Origin of the sequence: Atlantibacter subterraneus, from assembly GCF_007570865.1 — a bacterium.
GTDB classification, from domain to species: Bacteria; Pseudomonadota; Gammaproteobacteria; order Enterobacterales; family Enterobacteriaceae; genus Atlantibacter; species Atlantibacter subterraneus.
Window position 1 is genome coordinate 1 of sequence record NZ_VLPS01000018.1, and the last position, 1,062, is coordinate 1,062.

The following is a 1,062-nucleotide window of genomic DNA, read 5'->3' on the forward strand; positions in this document are numbered from 1 at the left end:
GGAGCTGAAGCCAGTCGAAGATACCAGCTGGCTGCAACTGTTTATTAAAAACACAGCACTGTGCAAACACGAAAGTGGACGTATACGGTGTGACGCCTGCCCGGTGCCGGAAGGTTAATTGATGGGGTTATCCGTAAGGAGAAGCTCTTGATCGAAGCCCCGGTAAACGGCGGCCGTAACTATAACGGTCCTAAGGTAGCGAAATTCCTTGTCGGGTAAGTTCCGACCTGCACGAATGGCGTAATGATGGCCAGGCTGTCTCCACCCGAGACTCAGTGAAATTGAAATCGCTGTGAAGATGCAGTGTACCCGCGGCAAGACGGAAAGACCCCGTGAACCTTTACTATAGCTTGACACTGAACACTGGTCCTTGATGTGCAGGATAGGTGGGAGGCTTTGAAGCGTGGACGCCAGTCTGCGTGGAGCCATCCTTGAAATACCACCCTTTAATGGCTGGTGTTCTAACGTTGACCCGTTACCCGGGTTGCGGACAGTGTCTGGTGGGTAGTTTGACTGGGGCGGTCTCCTCCTAAAGCGTAACGGAGGAGCACGAAGGTTGGCTAATCCTGGTCGGACATCAGGAGGTTAGTGCAATGGCATAAGCCAGCTTGACTGCGAGCGTGACGGCGCGAGCAGGTGCGAAAGCAGGTCATAGTGATCCGGTGGTTCTGAATGGAAGGGCCATCGCTCAACGGATAAAAGGTACTCCGGGGATAACAGGCTGATACCGCCCAAGAGTTCATATCGACGGCGGTGTTTGGCACCTCGATGTCGGCTCATCACATCCTGGGGCTGAAGTAGGTCCCAAGGGTATGGCTGTTCGCCATTTAAAGTGGTACGCGAGCTGGGTTTAGAACGTCGTGAGACAGTTCGGTCCCTATCTGCCGTGGGCGCTGGAGAACTGAGGGGGGCTGCTCCTAGTACGAGAGGACCGGAGTGGACGCATCACTGGTGTTCGGGTTGTCATGCCAATGGCACTGCCCGGTAGCTACATGCGGAAGAGATAAGTGCTGAAAGCATCTAAGCACGAAACTTGCCCCGAGATGAGTTCTCCCTGAGACT

General features: G+C 54.4%; 1 rRNA gene. It reads left to right on the forward strand.

Annotation, left to right across the window (positions count from 1 at the left end):
- Window positions 1-1,062 (forward strand): 23S ribosomal RNA (locus tag FND52_RS21770); the annotation flags it as partial.